We start from the raw sequence: 19,473 nt of genomic DNA, 5'->3' as shown, positions 1-19,473 counted from the left end.
GGGGAACATGGACGCAAAAACGCACCAGCTCGATGCGCTATTTGACGGCAACAAGTTCTACCAGGTGCCACTGTTCCAGCGGCCCTATGTTTGGGATGAGAAGGAGAACTGGGAGCCGCTTTGGGAAGACATCCAGTCGCTCCTGGATAAGCGACTTCGGACCGGTAAGGCGCACCCGCATTTCATGGGTGCCATCGTGCTGGAACAAGTGCCCAACCCGGCCGGATCCATTGAGACCCGAATGGTCATCGATGGCCAGCAGCGCTTCACTACGCTCCAAGTCTTCCTCATGGCCGCTCGCAACCTGTGCGCCGGGAAGGGGGCCGAGAAGTTTGCTGGGCGCTTCACTGGCCTGATCGAAAACGCGGCCAACCGTGCTGAGACCGAGGAGGAGAAGTTCAAGCTTCTCCCTACCAATTCCGACCGCCCTGCTTTCAGGTTGGTCTGTGAATCCGCATCCGACGCGGAGGTTGAGCAGGCGGTTAAGGGCAAACCTGACCTGCACGCCAGCAACATCGTTGGAGCCTACCGCTATTTCAGCAAGCGCCTGGCTAATTGGGCAGCCGGTAAGCTGGATGACGAGTCTGATGCCGAGGCGCTGTCCGAAACGACCCTTGAAGACCGCCTGGAATGCATCTGGCTCGTAGTGCAAGACGGGCTGCAGCTCGTCGTGATCAATCTCACTGCCGGCGACGAAACTCAGGTCATCTTCGAAACGCTCAATGCCCGTGGAACTGAACTCTTGCCGGCGGACCTCATCAAGAACTACCTGTTTCGCAAGGCGGCGAGTGTGGCGGGGGCAACCGAGAAGGACGTCGAAAAGCTGTATGCCAAGCATTGGGAGCGTTTCGACAGCAAGTTCTGGCGTGAGCCAGTCCAGCAAGGTCGCATCTACCGCCCCCGAATTGATCTCTTCATCAATCACTACCTCTCGATGATGACGCGAGATGAGGTGAAGTCCACGCACCTGTTCAATGCTTACAAGAGCTTTGTAGAGAGCGCTGAGGCTGATCCGAACGCCAGCATTCCTGTCCCGACAACGCCCGCTGCACATATCCAGCAGTTAGCTCAGTTCGGGGATGTGTTCCAGGCGTTTTACGAGCCGAAAGACCATGACTCTCTGGCGCTTTTCCTGCGGCGGCTCGAAGCGGTGGACACGGCAACGGTCTACCCGTTCCTCCTGTATGCCTATGCCAGCTTGATGCCAGACGATAAGGACGAATTCGACAAGATATTAGGCGTGCTGGAAAGCTTCCTGATGCGACGACTGATCACCAACTACACGACCAAGAACTACAACCGCCTGTTCGTGGATCTGATCAAGGCCGTGGAGAAGGCCGGTGGCGTATCAGCGGCCGCGGTGGCCGAGCAGCTTGGCAAGGGCACTGGCGAGAGCACCAAGTTCCCGACCGATGAGGAATTACTCACGGCCGTATTTGAGCAGGAGCTTTATGGCCGCTTGGCGCAGAAGAAGGTGCGTGCCGTGCTAGAAGCCCTGGATGCTTTCTCCATGTCCAGCAAGAGTGAAGCGATCGCGATGCCGACAAAGCTCACCATTGAGCATGTGATGCCGCAGACCTGGCTCACCCATTGGCCGTTGCCAGATGAGGCCAAGGTCGATCTGATGACCGAGCAAAAGGCCATGGTTCGTCGTAGTGTCATGCTGAACACCTTGGGCAACCTGACCCTGATCACTGGCAAGTTTAATTCGTCGTTACAGAATGCAGCCTGGGCCAACAAGCGCCCTGAGCTACTGAAATATTCCAAGATGAACTTGACGCGCTACTTCCATGGCCCCGAGGCAGACGAGTGGCACGAAGAGGCAATCCGGAAGCGCACTGAGCACCTGTTTGGACAACTGCTGAAAATCTGGCCGGCGTCCAAGCCGTCCGCTTTGCATCATGCTGATGATCTGGACGTCGAGTTGGCGAAGGAGACGGCGTGAGGCACAACCCGCTCCCGAAGAAGAAGAGCAAGCTGCCGCCGCTTGGCAAGGCATTGATCGCGGCCAAGGTGTTGCTCGAGGTCCGCGATGAGAAGCTGGACGGCAAGGAAGCCGGCGCGCTGCTCCGCCGTGAAGTGGGATTGCAGTGGACCGTGCTGACCGCGGCGCAATACCTCACTGGCAAGGAAGCGATGGGTGCCCTGGACAGCTTGGCGGCCCACTGGTCCGATGGTGACTGGACCAAGAGGCAGATGGTTGAAGCGGTCTTGTTCGCCAACTTGTTCTGCGCCCAGGCGCACCCCAAGGGATCGGCGATGAGCGCGGGAACGCTTGTGCCCGCGTTCAAGCCTGGTGGCGAATTCGGAAATCTCCTACAGGAATTGCAGGCTCGGGCTGACGGGTTGGTCCCAGACGCGAAGCCACACCGATCCTGTCGCTAGCCACCTACACCCAATAAAGAAGTCAGATCGGAGGATTGCCTGACCGTTGATACGGTTGGCGCCGTGAAGGGGGCCGGGGAGCTAACACACCCCTGCAATTCGCCGACGACAGTAAGGGCCCTTCGGGGCCCTTGCACCTTTGAGGTTCGAGATCCGCCGACTTGGGATAGAGCAAAGACGGGGCTTCCCTGTTCTTAGTTGACCCAGACCTGGGCCGACCTGGTTGCAGCAGCGTCGCAGGCGCCGGCAGCTGTGAACGGGTCAATCGCCATAGGGGCTCCGAAGCGCGAGCCAGCTTTGCGAGCTACCACTACGTCGTGCACTGCAAGCATTTCGGCCATTGGCTCCAAGCGTGGAAGGAGCTTCTTGCATGCATTTCGTTGGCCTACTTGTTATGTCTGATCAACTTGCGCGCCTCCAGGTGATCCAGCCCGCGTCGCTTCATTTGCTCGGCCCGTTCTTCATTGCGTTGGGCCTGGTAAGCAAGCATCACGCCGATGATTTCTGCCGGGTTGTAGTCGCCGACACCCGACGCAATAAGTAGGCCGCCCAGTTCAATCTTCCGGTGCGCATCCTCCCGGCGTGCCTTGTCGCGGGCTTTGGCTGCTTCGCGTTGCTCGGCTAAGAGCTCCCTCGCTTTCAGGCGGGCGAGCTTCTCAGTGGCGGCATGGATCTGATCGTGGAGGGCTTTGCTCATGAAGATCGGTGAGGGGTGAGTTAAAGAGATATATCGTTTCGGTTACGGGCAGCGGCGAGAGTCCGATTGGCTCGGTCAAGCTCCCATTCTTGATCTCGCTGGATGAGTTGATCGGCCAGATCTAAAACACGATCGATGGTTGAGGGATCGGCGAGCTCCTCACGATTTCGTTCTTGGCTGAGCACGCCTGCCAGTAGTTGTGTGGCTATCTGTAGTCGAAGCTTTTCGTCATTCATAGGTGTCGGCGAATTAGCGGGCGGCCCAATCGGCTCCCCTTACGTCTACCTCGAGTTAGAAAAAAAGCAACTCAAGGCGCGCACTTTCATTGACCGGCGCCTATGTAAGGCCAAAGGCCAATCACCGCGAGCGTTAGCGAGTGATTGCTCTTGCTCTTATCGAACTGGCTTTGGCTTGTGACGTTGCCAAGTTCCGACGTTCTGCCACCCTGGTAACTAAGGGGGGCGAGCCATAGGCGAGCCCAGGCCGGGGAAGGCCGAACGCAGCGAGGACGACCCGGTTCTATTGCCCGAGAAAGGACCCGTGAGGGGCCTCGATTGGAAAGCAATAGCGCACTTAGTGCAGAGACTTCGTCTCTGCGTGCGTTGGGGCTGCGCCCCAAACCCCCGAGCACTGTCGTGCTCGCCCCCCGATGCTAGTCCCCCTAGGGGGACGTCGCTGTTATCGCTATATGGAGTCGCGTGGTTGTGTGAAATGTGGACATTGCTGGCGCTGTCGATGGCTCCCCGAGGAGCTCGCGGCGCTTCAGCAGGATGTCTACATCGTTCGCGTGTTGCTTGTGTGGTGGAGAGCGGCTAATGGCCATCTACCACCTAAGCGCAAAAGTGGCTGTCCAGAAGACCGACGGTAAAACGTCCACGGCTGCGGCTGCCTATCGTGCGGGCGTGTCTTTGACCGATGAGAACAACGGCGAGGTTCACAACTATTCGCGCAAGAAGGGTGTTCTGCATTCGCGCCTGATGCTGCCTGGTGGAAATACGGCGGAGCGGGGAGAGTTCTGGTCCAAGGTCGACAAGAAGAACTACCGCCAAGGCGCCGTTTGCGCTCGAGAGTTTGTCGTTGCCCTGCCTTCTGAGCTTTCGGACGACGAGAAGATCAAGCTCGCCCAGGACTATGCGTCTGATCTCATCGAGCGATATGGCGTTGCTGTGGACCTGGCCGTCCATGCGCCCAGTGCGCGAGGCGACGACCGCAACACCCACGCCCACCTGTTGCTGACTTACTGTCGCGTCAACCTCGATGGAACGCTGGGCAGGAAGTGCGAGGCACTGGACCCGCACTCGTGTGCTCGCCAGAAGCCGGCGCTCCCCAACCCGATGGAGGTTGAACGTCCGCTGTGGCAGGAACGCTGCAACTCTGCCTTGGAGGCTGCTGGCTATGAAGATCGGATCGACCACCGCTCCCTGAAAGCCCAGGCCGAGGAAGCCGAGGCCCAAGGCGACTACACCAAGGCCATTGTCCTAACCCGCACACCCACCAGGCACATGGGCAAGGCGGCCACGGCTGTTGCTCGCAAGCAAGACGACTGGATCGACCGCGGGATCTTCCAGCGCGAGACGATCATCGACAATCGGAAGCTCCTGAACGACTACCTGGACAAGGCGGAGAACGAAGGGCGCCTCATGGATGAGTCGCGGTTGCATTCGCGGATTGCCGCTTTGGCGGAGCGCCAGCGAGAGGCCCAGGCGCGCGTGCCGCTGCAACGGTTCCTGGACCAGTTGGCGACGATGGAGACCGAAGCCGACACCACGCCGGTCGACGACGACAACATCTTCCGACGCAGCTCGGGCATTGATCCGTTCGCCGAGCCCAAGCCGGGTGGCATCGAGGAGCAATACGCCAAGGAGTTCGAAGCGCAGACCGAGGCGTTCGATCTCGAGCAGCTGCGCCCGCCGCAAGACCCTTCAACCGCCGGGGACGTGGCCACGGGCGACATCCTGCCTCCACCCCCCAAAGACGCCGATGACATCCTGCCGCCTCCACCCAAGGATGACATCGAAGTGCCGGCCCCCAAGGCCGCCATCGATGTGTTCAAGGAGCACATCAAGAAGGCGCCCAGTGGGTCCAAGCGCAAGGGCGGCAACAGCACTGCACCAGCCGCTCGCCTTAGTAGCAGCAAGCTTCGCTTGACGCGAGCAACAGGGGCGGGGGCTGAGGTGATCAACGCCCAGACCGCAGCCATCGAGGAGTGGTTGGCGAGCATGCTGGAAGCGAGCAAGGCCTACCTGGACAGCATTCAGGACATCGGTGGCGTGCCTGAGATCCAGTTCCTCGATGCGGTGGACGCGATGAACATCCACCGGGTGGGCGGCTACTGGCACAAGCCTATGCTTCGTGAAGACATGGAGCGTCTGGTGGGGGCGACTAACACCTACATCCATGCCGTAACCCGGCTATCCAGGAGGGAGGATGCCGCTCGTCGTGCACTGAACCATCTGTCGGAGGTGCAAACCGAGGTCAACCAACAGCTGATCGCCCACCCTCGTCCTGGGCGCGATGCCACGCGTAAGGAGGTCAAAGCCTGGGAGAAGTGGAAGGGCGAGTTGAAGGCGCGCTGGGAAGCCGCTTCCAAGGCCTACCGCGATGCCAAGCGAATGCTGGTGGACAAGGCCAAGCGCTACTACGAGAAGCAGACCGACCTCGCACGCACGGACATGGTCGATGAGACGCAGCGCTTCGAGCGGCTGTATCCCATTCCCATCCCGATTGCGCCAGAGGATGAGATCTACTTGCAGCCGTTCAAGCCCGCGCCGGACAGTGATCGGACGGGCATGGATCACAAGCCGCAGGGTCCTCGATCCAAGCCGGATACCAGCCGCTATCCGAAGTTGAGGCCGCCGCACTGACGTTTCGCCGTTCATGGCGGTAGGCCGACCGCAGGTCTTGCCGCACTTGCCCATTCAGCCAGTTCAGGCTACTTGGTTATACTTCTACGGTTTACCCGCTCCGTGCCCATGCCCCAAGTCCCCGCTCCAATGCAGTCCGCCATCCTAGCCGTCCTTCGGGAAGCCCGGGAGGCAGGTGTTGGGCGGATCACGCGCACAACGTTGTTCAAGCTGGTCTACCTCCTCGATTGCCTCCATGCCGAAGCACACGAGGGCGAGACCGTTAGTGGGTCGGATTGGTATTTCCACTCCTTTGGCCCGTTTGCCGTCAACCTCGCTGGTGGCATTGACGAGCTTGCTAGCCGCGGCCTCGTTCAATCGTTGTCTGATGAGTATCGAGGCAAGGACTTTTCGCTCTACTGGTTGGGCGAGTATCCCCAGGGTCCCTCGTTGAGCGAAGTGGGCGTGGTTGGCACGGGAGCCGCGCGGTTCGGATCGATGGTCCGAAAGTTCGCCAAGGATCTGAGCAAGTTGCTTGATCATGCGTATTTCAAGACGCTACCGATGCAGGGCGCAACGCCGGGAAAGCGTATCGATTTTGGTGTGCTGAAGGACGCAGGACAGGTGCAAGCGCACAAGCACACCAGCATTTCCGATCACGCAAAGATCTTGAAGCTGGCGCAGTTGGCTGAGCGGGTAGCGCAGACCTATACGCGCGGTAAAGGCAACGCCCGGGCGATGGCGGCGCATCGACCGATTTACGATCTTGCATTTGTTGAGGCTTCGGCGGCAATGGATGCCGAAGATGCCGACCGCGATCCCATCGCGTTCACTGCTCAATTGGCCTGAGGTCACGTCATGGGATTTGGCAACGGAACGGACATCCACGCCATCTTGCAGCCCTACGACGAGAAGCATCGGCCACCCACCGAAGGGACGCCCGAGGTGGGGCAGGTCATCCAGACGGTGGTGCCTGATATTGGGCAGACGTGGCGGGTTTTCGATGCGCAGCGATCCGACCAGACGTCGCATGCGTCAGCGTCAGGCACCATCCGAAATGTCGAGCCCGATAAGGATTACCGACACAAGCCTAACCGCCTGCCGCTGTTCAAGGAGAGGCTTGGAGACTGCCAGGAGTTGCTGGCGCTCACTTCGAAGGTGCGGCCCTGCGTAGTGCTGGCCATCGCCGACGGTATCGCTGACAAGCGCCTGCCAGAAGCACAACGAAACCGTGCCAGGAGCGCGTTCATGCGTCCTGCGGCTCTCGTTGCTCCGATGTATTCAGTGTCAACGCCCAACGAGCCTCGGTCGGTTACGGCGACCATCGCGGCAAGAGCGGAATGCCTGGTCTATCCGCAGCTGGTGTTCTTGCCCAGGAGCGGCGGGATCGTTCGCAACGACAGTGTTCTTCGACTGGATCGGGCGTTTTGGACAACGCTTCCCAAGCCTACGGAGCTTTGTGCGCTGTCATTAAGCCAGCTTCGCCAGGCCATCATGCATGGGCAATTGCTCACGCTACAGGGGAGAGGCGTGGACCAGGCCTACATCGACATGGTGGAGCTACTTCGAGGCGAATTGGCTCCCGAACACGCCGAGAACCTCGCCTAGATGCCGCAAGGCGGCGGTGTTCCGTTCAGTTGACCGAGCTGCGCCGGTTACGCTCGAATGGGCTATGGACGAGCCCATCCCCACCGTTGTCGCTGACCGGTTCGCGGTCCTGACAGGCGAAGTCGTGTGCTTCAAGTGCGCGGCCAAGACGCCCGTAGCGGCACTGGCCGTGGGCGAGCATCGCGAGGGCATGGAGCTGGGAGAGGATGGCATGGATCTGGTATTCGAGCGCTGCTTTGAGCCTGCCTTGCTTGGCAACATCACCTGGATCGACCCGGACACACTGCGCGCGGTCAAGGCAGTTGCGCCGTGGATGGACTTGATGGCGTCGGCAACGGCCGGAGAGGTCTACTTGGGCAACAGCTGCACTCATTGCGGAGTGCTGCAGGGGGACTGGTTCCTGCGCGAGCCCGAGGCCCCGTTCTTCCCAATGACCGACGAAGCCGCTGACCTGCTTGTTGTGGTGTGGCAGGACGTGCAGCTGCAAGCCGTGGCCGATTACGGCATGAGTAGCTGGCTCGATGACCTGTTGGAACGGCGGGGCGAGTATGTGTCGCCGCTGCGCTCTAAGCGACCTCGCGGAGCCAAGGGGGCATGACCGTGAGAGTGTCCAGTGTCGACGTGCTGCGTGAGGCGTTCCCAGGGCGCGTTGCGCTCTCCCCCAGCGAGATCGCCCTGGTCCTGTATGGGTCGGCCACCAGGAAGCGCGTAGAGCGCGTCAGGAACGAATTGGACGCCGGGGTGCTGGTCCCAGGCCTGACCAAGACGGGAGCGCGCTGGCTGGTGCCTGTGGTGGCCCTGGGCGCGGCGCTGGATGCGAGAGCACGCAACCGGGTGGCGACACCAGCCCCAGTGGTGTCCAGTGGCGGGGTGGGGCGCAAGTGTCGAAGTTCGATCGGTCCCCGCCTGTTCTAAGGCCGACCACGCGCTTCGCGCGCGATCGGGAAAAAGCGGTGAACGGGCTTTCGCCCGCATGGCTCCGCTTTCGCGGCGGGGACCTCTGACGCTGCGCCTGGTATTGGAGCGATGTAGGCCGTCAGGCGGCCATTGGCCGCCACGGCGAGAGGATGGGCGTCAGCCCAGAAAACAGCGAGCGTCAGCGAGCGTAGGGGTGCGCAGCACCCCCGCTGTTGCTTCTGGGCGCGTAGCGCCCGCTGTTGCTCTTGACCTGGCTTTTGGGTCGCGTAGCGACTGCTTTTGCCCTTGATTTTCCATGAGCGAAAGCGAAGATCTGCGCACCCCGTGCGCCCTTATCCTTTCTTAAGCCTAAAAGCCTACAGAAGCGAAAACGGCGAAAATCTCTTGCAAAATCAGCACTTACAAGAACACCCCCGCGTGTGATTGCCACGGGTTTCGCGCGTGATTGCCACGGGTTACCGCGCGTGATTGCCACGGGTTACCGCGTGCGATTGCCACGGGTTACCGCGTGCGATTGCCACGGGTTACCGCGCGTGATTGCCACGGGTTACTGCTCAGGGCGAGAAAACGAACAGCGCTGCTGGTCAGCGTGGTCCTTGACGGACAGGCGCTCTCCCTTAGTTTCTAGGCATGAGGCCCTCCACCGCTCAACAGCTTGCACAAACAGATCTCGCGCCACCCATCCCAATGGGGTTGCTCCGATCGGCATTGTTTAGCGCGTCGATCCTGCCCAGAGGCAAGGAGAAAGAAGCGCCGTTATTGAATAACGTCCCTGTGCGCATCGATGGTGGTGCGCTGGGAGGAACTCTCCTCTATTCGGGGCCCCGCCTTACTCAGCGGCATTCACTGGTTTGGCAAGCGGTGATCTGTGCAGCAAGGGCGGCGGGCGTTGGCGACAACGACCGGTTTTTGGTGCCAGCGGACCAGTTGCTGTCCATGATCGGATCTGCCGCGGATGATCAGCATCAGCGGCGGCGGTTATGGCAAACCCTTAGTGACTTGAGCAAGGCTCACATCGCTTATACGAGCAAGCGGGTGGACTACGCGGGCACGCTCGTGTCGTCTGTCGTTCACGACACGAAGCGCAGATCGAAGGACGAAACTCCGACGGGATGGCTTGCAATCAGACTGAATGCTGACCTGACCCCCTATCTTTCCGATGAAGTGCTGTTCAACGATCTGCGAAGGAAGGCTCGCCTGGGTAAAAACTATCTTGCTTGCTGGCTGCACGACTATATCGCTACCCACAAGGTTCCGCCCGCGAAGAGCGTAGCGGCTATCCGGACTGAGTGTGGGTCGACCACCAAGCAGCTGCGCGACTTCCGCAGTCGCCTCAAGGCGGCGATGAACCATTTGATGGGGGGAGATGAAGCGCTGGTGCAGTCGTGGTCGCTTGATGAACAAGACCGGCTGGTTGTCGTAAAAAAGGCTGAGACCAAGGTCAAGCTCTTGCCGATCATTAGGCACGAGACCAGCGCGACGCCGAAGAAGAAGAGCTGGCAAGAGCAAGCAGCGACGGCGGCCCGGGAGCGGAGAGCGGGGCTTAATCTGTGATCGCCGCTAATCGCCGTGAGCTCGAGGTGCCGAGACAGACCTCCGAAGCGATAGCGCATCGCGGTGAAAGTCAGTCGAGTCAATGGCTGCGGGTCGCACACCTCCCGGTCCACGCATCGCGGAGTGCATCGCCCTAAAAGCGTTGCGGCTCCCGGTTCCTTGTTGCCTTTTCACACCACCCGCGCATCACGGGAGGTGCGGTTGGTGTGTAAACGAAAACTCTTCTGTAAGAGATTACGTTCGGCCTGAAAATTGTGAGCGTTGCTGACGTCAAGTGCTCATCAGTCGTGCAGGAAACGGGACCAAGAGTGCGCGAAGGTTGACGAAAATTTACCCTCTGCTTTGATGGCCAGGTCAATCGATCTGGGCCCAACATGTCGGACAATGCACCAACTGATCATAGGAAAATTGTCGCCGAACGCAATCGTCGGTGGCGGGAAAATAATGCGGACGTCACTCAACAGGTGACGGTCTTCATGCCAAAAACCGCGCACCAAGTCTGGAAGGATGCGGGAGAAAAGTCGGGCCTGTTCATGCCGGGCTTGATGATGGGAGTGCTCGATTTTCTTGAAGACACCCCGGGCGAGGTATTGCGGGAACTTGCCAAGAGCCAAGGACGGGAGCACGGACTTCGTGTGCGCTATATCGATCCGGAGACCGATCAACTCAAACGAATTTCCACGGAAAGTTATCGACGAAGCAAGCCGCGCTAACGCTCAGCTTGACGGTGCCGGTGGAGCGGCCGGTCCGTGTTTTTCATCGGGACCTGGGTGTGCCCCTAGCGAAATGTGGCTGCGCTGTCCGAACACGATCAGATGTTCCCCAGCCAGAAAATGTAGGGCAGCTCGTCGTGGCGGCGATCAAAATTGAAGGCTCGTTGGCGGCGAGTGCGAAGCCGACGCTCAACTTTTTTCGGCTTCTCCTCGATTTCATGTTTCGTCGGCGTGGCCAAAAATCAGGGCTGCACCAGGGGCCCCTGCTGAAACCCGCTTAGGTCAAGGGTTTGCGGTCATTACGCGGCAAAAAGCGGGCACGTTGGACGTGCACGTCCTCAAACCGTTGACAGGCAAGGGTTTGCGCGCGATTCATCGCTTAAAGCGGGCCCGTCTTCTACCCCACCAGTGGTGCGTGTTGTGTATGCCTAAGAACCTCGCTGCTCCGGCCGCCGACCAACCCCGAAAGACGACCAACCCCACCCGCCTGCGCTGCTGCTTTTGCTCTCAAGCTCACGACTCCCAGCGCGCCAGCCCCGAGCTTTTCGCCGTCGCCGTTCGCCGAGTCTTCCTCTTGGCCGCTTGCGACTCGCCAGCTTGTCTCGCCAGCACACCACTCTTTTTACCTCGACGCGTTGCTGACCCCGGTGACTACTTCCTGCTCACTTGTGAAAAAACTCTTCGTCGAGGGTGAGTCTCCTGCACGAGGGTGCCGGTGCGTGCAGGGCGGATCGCAGCTGGTTGGCGGTTGCTTGCTGTTTAGCTCGCGGGTGAGAAAGAAGGGCTTGCCCGGGAGGTTCCCTGGCCGCGCGCTAGCACCAGATATCGCCTCGGGGCGCGTGACCTTGCGCCGCTATGGCGATGACCGCGATGTTCTACGGAGCGCGCAGCGTATCCCACCACGCTCGATGTGGGCTCTGTGGGGGTGGGATATAACGTGCCAACAGTTCGACCCGTCGCGCAATCTCGCCAAGGCGTGGTTTGCGCGACGCATCCAGACTAGACCACTCGGCCAGGAGCTGGATTGAAGATACGGCGGGAACGCCTTCGTTGGCGGCATGGACAACCGCCAACCCATCATCTGACACGAGGATCAGCCCGCGATGCTTGGCAATGGCTAAGCATTCCGCCTCGCCATCGTCTACGGCCATGGTGAGGCGCGAAAGCGTGGCAAGTTCATCGTCCCCTGTGGCGACGTGCACAGCTAACGGTGAGCCATCGCAAATGGCGGCCCCATCGATCGGGCGCCTGACGATCGAGCCATCTTGGCACCACTCGCGAACCTCGGTGAACTCGGAAAGTGCTGTCCGAGAGGTCGACCAAGAGTCGCCGAATGCATGGAGCTCCTGGATCCCGCCCCATCCACAAAACAGATTGATGAGGGAGCAAGCATCCAAGCAGTAATGCGTCATGCGCGCGGTTGCTCCTTGTGAACCAATGAATCCCCCAGCCTCAGGTTGATGACGGACTGCATGCCGTCAGTTTGTTGGGAAAGCTTCTGGCCAAAGTCTCTGGCTTCGATGATGGGCTTTCGGATTAGCTTTGCAAACTGGCTGGTCGTGATTGCTTGGGACGACCAAGCCTCAACCGCGAGGATGAGATACCGGTCAGGGAATATCTCCGCGGAGTCCTTGACTTCGACTTCCTCCACTCCAGAGGCGGCGCGAATATCCTGGACGCGAGCTCCTGAGTCCTTGATGGCGTCCCAGCTTCCCCTCTTCACCAGTCCCAAGGACTCCAAACGCAGCACCATCGCCATCAGGGACACACCGTAGTAGTCCGCGATCCGAAGGACGTCGCCGACATTGACGTCGCCCTTCTGCTGATAGGTGTCGTGGAAGCGCCGCTGCACGCCATCCCCGGGCATCAGGAAGTGCATGGCAAAGGCATCTGCGAAGCGCTCGTTCTCCGGCTTGCGCTTCATCGGCTGGACGAAGTCGACGCCGCGGCGGTCGCGGTCGAACAGGAAATGCCCATACTCGTGGGCAATCGTCCATCGGCGCCTGGCTTGGGGGTGCTTGCGATTGACGAGGATGCAGTAACCGAAGTTCTCGATATACGCATAGAGCCCGGCGAGCTTTGAGTCCAAGCCGTCGATGAAGACATGCACGCCCTTCTCATCAAGCGTCTTGCGCAGGGAGCTCACCGGCTCTCGATCGCCAAATCCGAGCTCTTCTCGCTGCTTTGCGGCACAGATCTCGGCGAAACGCTCTACAGGGATGGGCGAGCGGGCCGGCTGGGCGGGCGGGACAGGCATGACATAGCCCTGCACCTTGTCGCGCAGGAACATGTAGTCATCGACGAACTCGCTGAGCTTGGCCACGGCAGCTTCAAGCCCTGCATCCTCGCCTTGGCGCTCGACCACTGCGCGAAGATGTGGCGCGACCTCGGTGGGAGGGGCGCTCTGTCGCATCAGGCGGTTGAGTGACGTGTGATACAGGCCTGCGAGAGCGACTAGTTCTTCTGGCTTGACATCGCGCGAGCCCTTTTCGATGGCGATGAAGGTTGGCCGGCTGATGTTCAAGTGCTCAGCTGCAGAGGCTTGGGATACCCCTGCGGATTTTCTGGCTGCAATGAGCCGTTGGACGAGTGCGTTCATGGGCGTTCCAGTTCAAGGCGGGGCGGAGGCTTATGCAGCCTCGAGGAGCTCGACGCCCCCGTAAGTAAGTAGCGACTCGTTCGCATGCCGCACGAGCATGCTTTCGATCTGATCGATGGGCACGTGCGTGCTGTCGGTCAGGATGCAATGCCGCGCCAGGCGACTTTTCACGCGCGCATGGCCAGTCGACCACCAGCGGGCGTTTTCCAGGTAGGACATGAAATAGGCGAAGTCCTTGGGCACCCCGCCGGAAAACAGGTCAACTTCGTAATCCTTGGCGCCCTCTTCGATGCCGCCACCACGAAAGGCTTGCCGCCTCTCAATACACGCTGGGCAGTGCCCGCAATGACGCTTGCCGCGGACTCGCAAAGAGGTATGGATGCACGAACACGACTGCTGCAGCCACTCGGCTAGGAGCGGACGGGCCACCAAGGGTTGCACCATTTCCGCTTTCGTGGCGCTGAGGAAGGGCAGTGAGAACCGAAGTGGGGTTTCCAGGACTGCGCTGACAAGAGCCCCCATCTTCGCCAGAAAGCCCGGGTGTGCGCCCCGCGTAGAAAGGCCGTCGGTCAGGCCACCTTCGGTAAGCGGGAGATTGATCGCGCCAACGCCATTCTCAAACAGTTCGATGTCTTCGATATCACAGGCATCGGCCAGTAGGGCAGCAGCTGCACAGAAGAGGAAGCCGCGTGCCCGCTGGCTCTTCTCTTGGGACTTCATCTTGCCGGCAACGCCACCGTCAAAGCGCACCATAAAGGAGGCATGGTGCAGCATCGGCGTGCGCAAAATCTGGCGCAACTTCTTCACCTGGTCCAGGCACTTCGAACGGACGGCCACGTGGTGCCCAACGGTTAGAAGCATGTAGGTCTGGTCATTGGCAACTAGCTGGTTGGCCAGTCCAGCCGCGGAGTCGAGGCCACCGCTGTATAGCGCCACTCGCGTAGGCAACGGCTGCTGGAGGTCAAGCGACCGTTGCACGGCCGTCGTTTGATGCGGCTCGCTTCGCTTGGCGAACGAAACGAGCCACGTATCGCCACTGAGCACGCAGAGGATGTCCGTCAGCTGTTCGACGATGTCCGGTTGCTGCCAGAAGGCAAGATCAGACACTTCGAACACCACTCGAAGCGTGCGCACGCCGCACTCGTTGTGGCGAGTCAGCTTCCGCTTGCAAGCGCGATCGATGGCATAAATGCCCGTGGCAATCGCCACCAGGTCTATGGAGCGCTGGCTGGCCGTCTCGAGCAAATGATTGAGCATGCTCTGGGCCGTGATCGTCACGTCTTGTTCGACCGCACCACTGAGCGCGACTCGACCAGGCTCGTAGCGCACGACAATGGAAGAGAGGTCAGTGGGCACGGGGGCGCTCCTGAGGCGGCACCGAGACCAGCGACATCCTGGCTACTTCCGTCGGGCGCATACGGCGTGCCCGCGCAGTGAGAGTCTTGACTTGCTTGATAGGCGTGCCACGAAGCGAGGACTCAATCGTTTCGCATATGGGAGCGATGTAAGGCGCGAACTTGCTGGTCAATGCCCCACGCAGAGCCGTCTGCTCCTCGGGCGAGCAGAAGCGCTTCTCCTTCATGGCTCGCGCTGAGATCTGATCGACCAGCATTTCAACCATCGTCTCGGCCGCGGTCTTGGCAACCGAGTGAGGATGGCCATTTGGGTTGCACTTGGCCGCCGCGATCACCACGTTCGCCAACCGCTTCTCGGTGAACGCGGCAACTACTTCCTGCAATCCCGTGACGGAGGCCCGTAGAGCCCTGAGAAGGATGAGTAGCGGAGGACCCTTGCGGAGGGCGGCGGGCAGTCTCCTGACGGCCTCCCGGCATTCGTCATCGGCGACTTCGACGAACTCCGAGAACGTGCTCGCAGAGTCCCGCAGCACACGCCTGCTGAGCTTCCACCGTTGGTGGTGCCCGAAATCCAGAACTTCGTTCTCGGCCATGTATAGCCTCCTGTGAGGACAGAGGCTACGTCACGGTTGCGAGCTATGTCAAATATTAAAATGGCTAATATGAAAAAATGTAAAGTCTCATTGCCTGGCGAGACTGACGTCGTGCGACGGCCCCGCCGCCAGTGTCATCAGGTCTTCGCTTCCAGATAGTGGAAGAGGGAGCGGGTGATGTTGACCATCAGCATCGCCTCGGGCTCGCCTAGGAGTGCTTCGTTGGGATGTGCCACCGATGCCCGATTGCGCAGGGTGTTCAACGCATCCACGGTGGCCGCCATTGACCCGAGCACCCGCGCCATTTCCTGATCTTGTGGGCCAAGGTTCTTGAAGCTCGGATGCTCAGTGCGGAGTAGCTTGAAGAGCGTGGTCAGCGATGCATCAGGCGCGAAGGTAAGGCCGGCCTTGCCACATAGATCCCGGAGGTAGCCGTGCAAGGCGGTATGCAGGCGATCTACGCAACTGACGGGTCCGCGGGTATGGAGGAGGTGGTCCGCGTCCTTAAGGGCGCGATCGACAACCTCTGAGCTACTCAGGGTTCTCAACGGCCCAACGACGTGCGCCTGGCCCAGGCCAAGTTCCAGGGCGGCGTCGGGGGCGTTCTCTTCGATCCAGGTGCGGATCTTCGGGCGTTGGGCGAGAGCGCCCAAGGCGCTGGGGCGATTGTTCTGGAGATGCCTCACAACCTGAAGCACGCACTCGCCATAGTCGGTGTCGCCGAAACTGAGGGAGCGCAGCAGGCGAGGGTGGTTGCAGATGAGGTTCGCCTCGTCGACTTCGTAGGCGAACTTGGTCCAGTCCGTCGAGTCGAATTGCGCCTCTGCGGCTTCGCCGAGAGCGAGCAGAGTCTTGCCCGAAAGGGGCGGGCCGAAGGAAGAGAAGGGAAGGTTCATCAGGCGACGATAAGGTTCAGCCGACCTCTTAGCCAGCGCTCGCGAAGCGGATGCGAATGGCGCGCAGCTGGCCCGCATCTTTCATGGAAATATTTGTGCAGAGCGCGAGGCGTTTTGCGCGTGCGTCGGCGGCGTCAATTTGCAGGTGCCAACGCGGGCTTTCAGAGGGGGCGTTTTGAGCGGAATCACTGCCAAAAAGACCCTCAAAACGGGGCGAAAAAGTAGCTCGGAGTGTGGACAAATGGGAGTCGAATTCTGCTGCTCCCGTGTAGCTCCATGATATTTCTGTAAGAAGAAGAGGCCAGAAAAGGCCTTAAATAAGTGTTTCCCGTGGAACGCCGAAGTAATGCTTCATCAACGGTGTATGGGCATCGACGTTCAGGGCGGCTGCGGTGTTCGTATTGGGCACGGAATTCAACGGTCTGGGGGTGGGGTCTGACGGGCAGTCAAGGCGGCCCGCCAAGGATCGGCAAGTATGCCAGCCGCCTGTCGACATCCCGGTTCCGGCGGGCACAGTTCCATCGCGTATGGAACATGCTACGTTCCGTCAACGGGTTGCCCTCAACGTCGCCACCGGCCGAAGTCCCCCACGTCGGCCAGTGGCAAGGGAAGCCCGTCCATTGCCGCCATCGACATGGCGAGCGCTTGATCTGATTGCCACTTGGGAGGGGACACCATGGGAATTGCAAAGCCTGCACGTACGTTGCTTGCATCGGCGGTAATGGTTGCGTTGGCCACGTTGAGCGTCGCGCCGGTCATGGCGCAGGACGCTTCGCAGACATCGGCGTCGACGACGCCTGCGGAAAACGAGCGCACCACCACGCTGTCCAGCCTGACGGTCACCGCGCAGAAGCGCGAGGAGGCCCTGCAGGATGTGCCGATCGTGATCAACGTGCTCGACGAGCAGTTGCTGCAGGACACCGGCGTGCATGACATCAAGGACATGCAGGTGCTGGTCCCCGGCCTCACGGTCACCAGCACCCAGAGCGCGGCGCAGACCACCGCGCGCATCCGTGGCATCGGCACCGTCGGCGACAACGCGGGCCTGGAGTCGTCGGTCGGCGTGGTGATCGACGGCGTCTACCGCTCGCGCAACAGCGTCGGCTTCGGCGATCTGGGCGAGGTGGAGCGCATCGAGGTGCTCAAGGGCCCGCAGGGCACCGTGTTCGGCAAGAACACCTCGGCGGGCGTGATCAACGTCATCACCCGCAAGCCCAGCTACACCCAGAGCGCCGAAGCAGAGGTCACGGCCGGCAACTACGGCCTGTTCGGCGTCTCGGGAGCCTACAACGACGCGCTTGGTGAGAACGCCGCGTTCCGGGTCTTCGCCACCAAACGCAAGCGCGACGGGGTCGACAATGTCCGCGTGGGCGGGGGCCCCCGGACGGAAACCGACGATGGCGACCAGAACTACCACTCCTTCCGCGGCCAACTGCTGTTGGAGCCGACCGACACCCTGTCGGTCAATTTCGTCGGTGATTTCAGCAGCCGTGAGGAAAACTGCTGCGTCACCGTCACCACCCATCGCGGCCCGACCGCCGCGATCATCAACGCCTTGACGCCGGGCGGCGAAGGCATCATCCCGGCGGTCGACCTGGACCGTCGCCTGGCCTACAGCAATCGCCCGACAACGCAGGACCTGAAGGACAAGGGCGTGGCGATGAATATCGACTGGGAGACGCCGTGGGCCGGTGGCGCCACGCTCAACTCGGTCACCGCAGTCCGTGACTGGAAGGCGATCAACGGGCTGGACTTCGATTACAGCGCTGCCGACATCCTCTACCGCGCGCCCGATGCCGATGAATCCCTGACCCATTTCGAGACCTTCAGCCAGGAGCTCCGGTTGACCGGTGCGAGCGATCGGGTCGACTGGATGGTCGGCTTGTTCTATTCCGATGAGGATCTGAATCGGAACGATTCCTACCGCTTCGGCCCCGCCTACGAGCCCTACCTGTCGACCTTGGTCGGCAGCCAGGTGCTGGCCGGCATCGCCGCGCAACTGGCGCCACTGGGGCTGACAGTGAACCAGTCCAATCCGGCAACCTTCCTCTCGCAGGTCAGCGGGCTGCCTTTCGGCACCAACTACACCGGCCTGGCCTCGCTGGATCGCCACAAACAGAATGCGCGCAGCACGGCGATCTTCACCAACAACACCTTCCACGCCACCGATGCGTTCGCCATCACCGTCGGCGCGCGTTACACCCACGAGAAGAAAACCCTGCACACGCTGTACGACAACCCCAATGGCGGCGCGGCGTGCGGATCGGCGCTGAGCAACCCCGCCGCACGCGTCGGTGGCGCGCTGGCGGCGCGGATCAACGGCTTTGCCAGCCTGCCGCCCGCGTTGCAGCAGCAACTGCTGGCCGGGCTGGTTCCGGCGGTGGCGCCCAGCGTGGCCGGCTACATGTGCCTGCCGTGGGCCAACATCGCCCACGACGGCCGCGACGTCTCGCAGGTGCGTACCGAAAAGGAATGGTCCGGCACGTTCAAGCTCGCCTACGACTGGTCCGATGAGCTGATGACCTACGCCTCGGCGGCCCGTGGTTACAAGGCCGGGGGCTTCAACCTCGATCGGGTGCAGTCGCTTACCGGCCTGTCCAGTGACGTGCAAGGCATCACCCCGGTGGACGACACCTCGTTCCCGGGCGAGTTCGTCGACAGCTACGAGTTGGGCCTGAAGACCACCTGGATGGGCGGCAACCTGCTGTTCAATACCGCGCTGTTCTACCAGAAGTACGAGGACTTCCAGCTCAACAGCTTCCTGGGCACCAGTTTCGTGGTGCGCTCGATTCCTGAAGTGGTTTCCCAGGGTTTCGAGGCCGACGTCATGTGGCAGCCCGCGGTGGCAGGACTGATGGTGCAGGGCGGCGTGACCTACGCGCAGACCGAGTACGGCGATGACGTGCTGCCCGATGCCGATCTGAAGCTGTTGCCCGGCAACCAGATGAGCTTTGCGCCGAGGTGGTCGGGCAATGCCTCGGTGACCTACGAGTGGGATGTCGGCTCCGAACTGTTGGGGCGGTTCAATATCGGCGGCAAGTACATGTCCAAATACAACACCGGGTCCGACCTCGATCCGGAGAAGATGCAGGACGCCTACACACTGTTGAATGCCCGGGTGGGCTTCGGCAGCAAGGATCGCCGCTGGATGGTCGAGCTCTGGGCCCAGAACCTGACCAACGAGACCTACAAGCAGGTAGGCATCGACGCCCCGATCCAGGCGGGTTCGTGGAACGCGTTCCTCGGCGCACCGAGAACCTACGGCGCCACCCTGCGTCTGCGTTACTGATCGACGCCGGGCCGGTTGAAGTC

15 protein-coding genes are annotated in these 19,473 nt (G+C 60.8%); 9 read left to right on the top strand and 6 right to left on the bottom strand.

Features of this window, described 5'->3' with window-relative positions; genetic code table 11:
• The first annotated feature begins 7 nt into the window (after positions 1 to 7).
• On the top strand, positions 8 to 1,945 hold the full coding sequence (locus N792_RS02565; RefSeq protein ID WP_052103339.1) for a DUF262 domain-containing protein: 1,938 nt from the start codon (positions 8 to 10) through the stop codon (positions 1,943 to 1,945).
• Positions 1,942 to 2,385 carry a hypothetical protein gene (locus tag N792_RS02560; RefSeq protein ID WP_036192543.1) on the top strand — a complete coding sequence of 148 codons (444 nt, stop codon included), beginning with the start codon at positions 1,942 to 1,944 and terminating at the stop codon, positions 2,383 to 2,385. The genes N792_RS02565 and N792_RS02560 overlap by 4 nt, the downstream gene beginning before the upstream one ends.
• 385 nt (positions 2,386 to 2,770) lie before the next feature.
• Here N792_RS02560 and N792_RS02555 read toward each other — a convergent pair whose 3' ends face one another.
• On the bottom strand, positions 2,771 to 3,082 hold the full coding sequence (locus N792_RS02555; RefSeq protein WP_036192542.1) for a conjugal transfer protein TraD: 312 nt from the start codon (positions 3,080 to 3,082) through the stop codon (positions 2,771 to 2,773).
• 815 nt (positions 3,083 to 3,897) lie between these two features.
• Here N792_RS02555 and N792_RS13350 point away from each other — a divergent pair.
• The 6 genes from N792_RS13350 (at position 3,898) to N792_RS13925 (ending at position 10,718) form a co-directional block, all read left to right on the top strand.
• Positions 3,898 to 5,946, top strand: a complete 2,049-nt coding sequence (locus N792_RS13350) for a MobA/MobL family protein (RefSeq protein WP_052103338.1) — start codon at positions 3,898 to 3,900, stop codon at positions 5,944 to 5,946.
• Between the two features lie 201 nt (positions 5,947 to 6,147).
• Positions 6,148 to 6,774 (top strand): hypothetical protein, encoded by a 627-nt coding sequence (locus N792_RS02545; RefSeq protein ID WP_156969272.1) that lies wholly within the window; start codon positions 6,148 to 6,150, stop codon positions 6,772 to 6,774.
• A gap of 9 nt (positions 6,775 to 6,783) precedes the next feature.
• Positions 6,784 to 7,533: a hypothetical protein gene (locus N792_RS02540; protein ID WP_036192540.1), complete on the top strand. Its 750-nt coding sequence runs from the start codon at positions 6,784 to 6,786 to the stop codon at positions 7,531 to 7,533.
• Between the two features lie 64 nt (positions 7,534 to 7,597).
• Entirely contained in the window at positions 7,598 to 8,131 is a 534-nt protein-coding gene (locus tag N792_RS13345; RefSeq protein ID WP_052103336.1) for a hypothetical protein, read from the top strand.
• Between the two features lie 950 nt (positions 8,132 to 9,081).
• On the top strand, positions 9,082 to 10,005 hold the full coding sequence (locus tag N792_RS02525) for a replication initiation protein (protein WP_156969271.1): 924 nt from the start codon (positions 9,082 to 9,084) through the stop codon (positions 10,003 to 10,005).
• A 374-nt stretch (positions 10,006 to 10,379) separates the two neighbouring features.
• On the top strand, positions 10,380 to 10,718 hold the full coding sequence (locus N792_RS13925; protein ID WP_156969270.1) for a hypothetical protein: 339 nt from the start codon (positions 10,380 to 10,382) through the stop codon (positions 10,716 to 10,718).
• A gap of 875 nt (positions 10,719 to 11,593) precedes the next feature.
• Here N792_RS13925 and N792_RS13920 read toward each other — a convergent pair.
• From N792_RS13920 to N792_RS02500, 5 genes are all read right to left on the bottom strand, one after another.
• Positions 11,594 to 12,130: a hypothetical protein gene (locus N792_RS13920; protein ID WP_156969269.1), complete on the bottom strand. Its 537-nt coding sequence runs from the start codon at positions 12,128 to 12,130 to the stop codon at positions 11,594 to 11,596.
• Positions 12,127 to 13,317: a helix-turn-helix domain-containing protein gene (locus N792_RS02515; RefSeq protein ID WP_084105324.1), complete on the bottom strand. Its 1,191-nt coding sequence runs from the start codon at positions 13,315 to 13,317 to the stop codon at positions 12,127 to 12,129. The genes N792_RS13920 and N792_RS02515 overlap by 4 nt, the downstream gene beginning before the upstream one ends.
• A gap of 30 nt (positions 13,318 to 13,347) precedes the next feature.
• On the bottom strand, positions 13,348 to 14,673 hold the full coding sequence (locus N792_RS02510; RefSeq protein ID WP_036192535.1) for a 7-cyano-7-deazaguanine synthase: 1,326 nt from the start codon (positions 14,671 to 14,673) through the stop codon (positions 13,348 to 13,350).
• On the bottom strand, positions 14,663 to 15,265 hold the full coding sequence (locus tag N792_RS02505; protein ID WP_036192534.1) for a hypothetical protein: 603 nt from the start codon (positions 15,263 to 15,265) through the stop codon (positions 14,663 to 14,665). Before N792_RS02505 ends, N792_RS02510 begins: the two co-directional genes overlap by 11 nt.
• A 137-nt stretch (positions 15,266 to 15,402) precedes the next feature.
• Positions 15,403 to 16,161: an abortive infection family protein gene (locus N792_RS02500; protein ID WP_036192533.1), complete on the bottom strand. Its 759-nt coding sequence runs from the start codon at positions 16,159 to 16,161 to the stop codon at positions 15,403 to 15,405.
• A gap of 676 nt (positions 16,162 to 16,837) precedes the next feature.
• Between N792_RS02500 and N792_RS02495 the strand changes: the two genes are divergently transcribed.
• Positions 16,838 to 19,450 (top strand): TonB-dependent receptor, encoded by a 2,613-nt coding sequence (locus N792_RS02495; RefSeq protein WP_036192531.1) that lies wholly within the window; start codon positions 16,838 to 16,840, stop codon positions 19,448 to 19,450.
• The last annotated feature ends 23 nt before the right edge of the window (positions 19,451 to 19,473 follow it).

Origin of the sequence: Lysobacter concretionis Ko07 = DSM 16239 (assembly GCF_000768345.1) — a bacterium.
Taxonomy (GTDB): domain Bacteria; phylum Pseudomonadota; class Gammaproteobacteria; order Xanthomonadales; family Xanthomonadaceae; genus Novilysobacter; species Novilysobacter concretionis.
Note: the sequence above shows the minus strand (reverse complement) of the source record. Positions and strands in the feature narration are given on the sequence as shown.

Coding starts and splice junctions, on each gene's coding strand:
- N792_RS02505 (WP_036192534.1), bottom strand. CDS start 15,265: ATGGCCGAGAACGAAGTTCTGGATTTCGGGCACCACCAACGGTGGAAG.
- N792_RS02500 (WP_036192533.1), bottom strand. CDS start 16,161: ATGAACCTTCCCTTCTCTTCCTTCGGCCCGCCCCTTTCGGGCAAGACT.
- N792_RS02515 (WP_084105324.1), bottom strand. CDS start 13,317: ATGAACGCACTCGTCCAACGGCTCATTGCAGCCAGAAAATCCGCAGGG.
- N792_RS02495 (WP_036192531.1), top strand. CDS start 16,838: ATGGGAATTGCAAAGCCTGCACGTACGTTGCTTGCATCGGCGGTAATG.
- N792_RS13925 (WP_156969270.1), top strand. CDS start 10,380: ATGTCGGACAATGCACCAACTGATCATAGGAAAATTGTCGCCGAACGC.
- N792_RS02565 (WP_052103339.1), top strand. CDS start 8: ATGGACGCAAAAACGCACCAGCTCGATGCGCTATTTGACGGCAACAAG.
- N792_RS02540 (WP_036192540.1), top strand. CDS start 6,784: ATGGGATTTGGCAACGGAACGGACATCCACGCCATCTTGCAGCCCTAC.
- N792_RS13345 (WP_052103336.1), top strand. CDS start 7,598: ATGGACGAGCCCATCCCCACCGTTGTCGCTGACCGGTTCGCGGTCCTG.
- N792_RS13920 (WP_156969269.1), bottom strand. CDS start 12,130: ATGACGCATTACTGCTTGGATGCTTGCTCCCTCATCAATCTGTTTTGT.
- N792_RS02525 (WP_156969271.1), top strand. CDS start 9,082: ATGAGGCCCTCCACCGCTCAACAGCTTGCACAAACAGATCTCGCGCCA.
- N792_RS13350 (WP_052103338.1), top strand. CDS start 3,898: ATGGCCATCTACCACCTAAGCGCAAAAGTGGCTGTCCAGAAGACCGAC.
- N792_RS02555 (WP_036192542.1), bottom strand. CDS start 3,082: ATGAGCAAAGCCCTCCACGATCAGATCCATGCCGCCACTGAGAAGCTC.